This is a genomic window from Psychrobacter sp. T6-1 (genome assembly GCF_052258445.1).
In genome coordinates, this window is sequence record NZ_JBQQFC010000175.1 from 1 (window position 1) to 5,078 (window position 5,078).

5 protein-coding genes are annotated in these 5,078 nt (G+C 46.3%); 3 read left to right on the forward strand and 2 right to left on the reverse strand.

What is annotated here, in order from left to right; genetic code table 11:
• The first annotated feature begins 451 nt into the window (after positions 1 to 451).
• From ribA to ACTXGO_RS09450, 3 genes are all read left to right on the forward strand, one after another.
• Positions 452 to 1,090 (forward strand): GTP cyclohydrolase II, encoded by a 639-nt coding sequence (gene ribA, locus ACTXGO_RS09440; protein ID WP_443574202.1) that lies wholly within the window; start codon positions 452 to 454, stop codon positions 1,088 to 1,090.
• Between the two features lie 108 nt (positions 1,091 to 1,198).
• Complete coding sequence (gene hemF / locus ACTXGO_RS09445; protein ID WP_443574203.1) at positions 1,199 to 2,191, forward strand: oxygen-dependent coproporphyrinogen oxidase; 993 nt, start codon at positions 1,199 to 1,201, stop codon at positions 2,189 to 2,191.
• 115 nt (positions 2,192 to 2,306) lie between these two features.
• A complete protein-coding gene (locus ACTXGO_RS09450; RefSeq protein ID WP_435950154.1) occupies positions 2,307 to 2,807 on the forward strand; it encodes a c-type cytochrome in 501 nt (166 codons plus the stop codon).
• A 103-nt stretch (positions 2,808 to 2,910) separates the two neighbouring features.
• On the opposite strand, the gene ACTXGO_RS09455 is transcribed toward ACTXGO_RS09450, so the two are convergent.
• Together ACTXGO_RS09455 and ACTXGO_RS09460 are read right to left on the reverse strand one after the other, a co-directional pair.
• Positions 2,911 to 4,074, reverse strand: coding sequence for a hypothetical protein (locus tag ACTXGO_RS09455; RefSeq protein ID WP_317199515.1), 1,164 nt, complete (start codon positions 4,072 to 4,074; stop codon positions 2,911 to 2,913).
• 27 nt (positions 4,075 to 4,101) lie between these two features.
• The gene (locus ACTXGO_RS09460) at positions 4,102 to 5,031 is read right to left on the reverse strand and encodes a mechanosensitive ion channel family protein (protein WP_443574204.1); all 930 of its coding nucleotides are present in this window, start codon (positions 5,029 to 5,031) and stop codon (positions 4,102 to 4,104) included.
• Positions 5,032 to 5,078: the final 47 nt, after the last annotated feature.

Genomic DNA, 5,078 nt, shown 5'->3' on the forward strand with positions numbered 1-5,078 from the left:
TTTATTCGCTGCGATAACTTGCCACATTATGCCTTGTTATCGGGCATGGGTCGTGAAAGTTCGTGACGCCATAGTAATCTACGGGTAAACACTTGTCACTGTACTGGGCAAAATAGTATGGCATAATAGCATTTTTTTTTGACAGTCGCTGAAGTCATCGTGTTTGGTCTGTGAATTTTATGTGTTTTATCCTAAACTTAGTCGCTTGCTTCAGAACAGGTTATACTAGTTTGCTCTATTTACTATCAGCGTGTTATTAATTGGCCTCAAGCACCACATAAGTGAAGCACTCCTTTGCCAGCCTTAAGTCATAGGCTTATTGTAAACGAGAACTTATGCCTTATATAAGTCTAAAATTATCGTTAGGCTAAAACAGGTTCCAAGTTGACCTCAAATACGCTCTACAACACTCTCCTCTACTGCCACGATAACCGGCCTATGCAGGATCTCAATGTCATATCAATTTATTACTAGTGCCAAATTACCGACTCGTTACGGCGAGTTTGATATTCATGTTTTTGAAAACGAAGACGGTCAGGAGCATGTCATGCTCACTGTTGGCCTGCCTGCTGCACAAGATATAGATGCTAGTGCCTCTATGACTCCCCTTGTACGCATTCATTCAGAGTGCCTTACAGGTGACGCTTTTGACTCACTCAAATGCGACTGCGGGCCTCAGCTTAATATGGCTATGCAAGCGGTACAGGAGTCCGGCTGCGGCGCTATATTGTATCTGCGTCAAGAAGGCCGCGGCATAGGACTCACCAATAAAATCCGCGCTTATGCCTTACAGGATCAAGGTCATGATACTTTGGATGCCAATTTGATACTAGGGCTACCTGCTGATGCGCGTATCTATGATATGTGCGGGCCGATGCTGGCACACGTTGGCGTCAATCAAGTACGCCTCATCACCAACAATCCTAACAAAGTCACCTATCTGACCGATCACGGTATCGACGTCGTAGAGCGCGTGCCCTCAATCGTCGGTATCACAGAGGATAACGCCGGCTATCTAGCGACTAAGCGTGACCGCATGGGACACCTGTTGGATAAAGACATCAATACCGAAACGCATTTTAATCAGTAATACGCTTCAATAGTAGTACAAGTACCAAGATTGTAAGCGCAGGACTATAAGCGACAAACTATAAGAAGTGACAAACTATAAGCGAAGCATTATAAGTGAAAAATTATTATGAGCGATACAAACGACAAATCAGCAATAACGACTACTGACAGTGGAGCGACCAGCAAGAGCATCCTGCGCGTACGCGCGTTTTTGGTCGATTTGCAGGCGCGAATTTGTCAGGCGCTAGAAGCTCAGGAGCGTGACGGCGGCGGTAGTGCTACCTTCGTTCCCGATAATTGGGAACGTCCTGAGGGCGGCGGCGGACGCTCAAACGTGCTTGCGGGCGGTCAAGTTATCGAAAAAGCAGGCGTCATGTTCAGCCATATCCATGTCCATAACTTGCCGGCGTCCGCGACAGCCCGTCACCCTGATATCGCTGGTCGCAAAGCACAAGCGATGGGCGTATCATTGGTGGTGCACCCCACTAATCCAAACGTCCCAACTAGCCATGCCAACGTTAGATTGTTTGTCGCCGAAGCACCGGGTGAGGATCCGATTTGGTGGTTCGGTGGCGGTTTTGACTTGACGCCGTTTTATCCTGTGCTCGCTGACTGCGTGCACTGGCACCAGGTCTGTCACGATCTATGCGCACCTTTTGGCGAGAACATTTATGCTGATTTTAAACAGTGGTGTGATGAGTACTTTCATCTACGCCACCGTGATGAGCAGCGCGGTATCGGCGGCCTATTCTATGATGATGTCAATACCCAGAGCCGAGGTTGGGATTTTGAGCGCTGCTTTGACTTTATGAAAGCGGTCGGCAACGGTTATCTCGATGGCATCCTCCCTATCTTTGATAAGCGTAAAGATGAGCTCTATACCGAGGCGCAGCGCGAATTTCAGCTCTATCGCCGTGGTCGCTATGTTGAGTATAACCTGGTGTATGATCGCGGTACCTTATTTGGGCTACAGAGCAATGGCCGTATTGAGTCCATCTTGGTCAGTATGCCGCCCCTTGCCAGCTGGCACTACCGTTTTGAGCCTGAGCCTGGCACTGCTGAGTTTGAGCTTACCGATTACTATTTAAAACCACGTGACTGGTTGACTTTGCACTCTTAGTTGGCATAATGAATAAAAAAGGGCTCAACAACTGCCCTTTCTTGTTTTTAATAAAAACTATCTTAACCACCAACCCTACAGATTTAATCATTGTATAAATAAGGAAGAGTGACCTATGGAACAGGTTCGTACTAACACCCTATTAAAAAACAAAACTTTAAAAGCCACATCATTAAGAGCAGTCGCTGGCACGGCGCTACTAAGCGCTGTAGTCGGTTTAAGCGCTTGTAGCAGTCCTACTGATCCTGATATCAAAGCCCGACAAGACATTATGAAAAGCTACAGTGACGCAATGGGAATTATGGGCGATATGGTCAAAGCGCCTGATACTTTTGATGCGGCAGTACTCAAAGATCAAACCTCATTTTTGGCAGAAGCCTCAAAAAGCCCTTGGGTACATTTTGGTAACGCGGAGTCCATTGGTAATTCGACAGAAGCCGTTTGGAGCGACAACGCCACTTTCGTCAATGAATCAGAGAAGTTTCAGCAAGTTACCGCACAGCTTGATGCGGTTGCGCAAACAGCGACCAGTGTCGATGACTTCAAGCCCGCTTTTGGTGATGTTGGTGCCAGCTGTAAGTCTTGTCATACTGACTTTAAAGTTAAAACCGACTAAGGTGCCTACGTTTGTAGTCAGTGAGCAAGTACAAAAAAACCGCTATATTAAATGATATAGCGGTTCTTTTAGTGAGATTTATTAGTAGCTTGTTCCCAAGCTATCACGTTTCATCAGCTGCAAACAACACATTGCGTACCACTGAGCGCGAATCCGCCGACCCACCAAGCGAACCTGATAAAACTCCTACAGCCGCCAAGAATGCTGCCAAGCGTATATGAGCTGCAAGGGAAGCTCCATCTTTGTCAGAGGTCCACGTACTCATCAAGGGATCTGGAAATACGAACACCACCACACCATACATCAGCACTCCAAACATGATGAACATACAAATCAGCGTTAATACTAGTGCCAAATAGGTAGCCGCAGCCGTGACCACCGAGCTCTCTGAGGTTTGCCCTCGCCGCGTAGATATGAGCTGAAAGGAAAAAGCGCGGTAGAGCACAAAAGTTGCTGCCAAAAAACTGGAGACGACAAAAACCGCTAGCTGACTGTAAGACACTGAAGCGGCAAAATCCCAAGTCTCCCCGCCAAAGATAAGGACGATAATCACTGAAAGCGCTGTCGCAATCATGGTTGGTAGTTTGGTCACAAGGCGTAGCGGATTGGCTCTGATGGCTCCGCGAACAATCCTTGGAATATTGCTTAGGATATGCCGAATGACAAAAGAAAACCTACTCCCCTCAGAGTAACGATCATTGGCCTCTTGTGGAAGACTCTCAGCCATCTGCTGGTACTGAGCGGCTGTAAAGGCCTGCATAGTATCAAGGTCATCAGGCACTTGCACATAAGCCAAATAATTAGTCGGCTCTTGCGTATATTTTAGGTTTAACAGTCGACCAAAGCACTGTAGCATTAGGTGAGTTAAGCGCTTGATAAGCCTATCCTCTTGCGTAACTTCAGAATCGAGCAAACGACGCGTAGAGATTACCGCCACATTAGTAAGCTGAGAGGGCAGCGCAAGTAAATAAGACATAGAGGCGGCAGCGATTTCTACATCGGTAATAATCAACATAAATGCAAGCTTGCGCTCAGTCTTTTCATTGATGCCAATCTGTACAAAATCGAGCGCTCGATAGCCGTTCTGATCAGGAGTTAAACTGAGTCCTGTAAAAGAGAATGACTCGATTTGAATGTCTAGCTTATGCTGCACGACTTGGTTGAACCGAGCCGTCGCAGCTTCGATTGTTTTATCCAAGGCAACGTCACTCTCTTCGCCAGCTACGGCAAGTTTCATAATGCCAAGAGTGATCACTCTTTTCGTCATCGATGTATCAGCCTCAACACCAGATATTTACTCTGTGATAATTTTATCCACATCTACTTTGTTTTCACCTTCTTGATCTTTAGCATCCTTTTTGCTGAGTTGCTCGACCGTGGCTTTTACCGACGGATCGCTCAGATCTAGCGTGCGTATCGGGAATGGTATATTAATGTCTGCCGCATCAAGTGCTTTTTTGATCTCAACAATGACCTGATGAATGGAGGCCACTTTATTGGCTTGCGTACCATCTTCGATAAACCAACGTACTGTCATGTCCATAGATGACCCACCAAAACCTGTGGCAATGATACTTGGATCCGCTTTGGTTGATACCGTATCCGCCTTTTGTAACGCTTTGATAATTTCCGCTTTGGCTTCTTCGATATCATCCTCATAACCGATACCCACCTCAACTTGCAAGCGGCGCTGCTTATAGGCGGTATTGACCGTTAGAGCCGAGGTATACAGATCTGAATTGGGTATGACAACTTGCCGTCCATCATAAGTTCTAATGGTCGTCGCGCGGATTTTGATGTCTTCAACCGTACCCTCAAAATCACCTGAGACAATTTGATCGCCAATGCGAAACGGCTCTGATATTAATAATAAAATACCAGATAGTAGGTTTTGAAAAATATCCTTAAAGGCAAAACCAATGGCAACCGAACCGATACCAAGCGCGCCGATAAGTTTGGCTGGGGTAAATCCTGGTAAGGCGATGACCATAGCGATCATAAAGCCGATAAAAAATATCAATGCGCCGCCTATGCGCTGAAATACTTTGACGAGATTTTGATGCCGACTACGGCTGCCCAGTAGTTTGCGAACGATTTTTTTGAAGACGATAGATAATAGCCAAAAGATTACGATCACGATAATCGCCGCAACTAAGTACGGGATGCGTTCGACGAAACTACTGAGTAGATCGTTCGCTGTATCTGTAATGGTATGATAAGTCACAGGGTCAGCGCTTTGTATTGCTGTGTTTGCGGCAGTCTCAGTTGCGG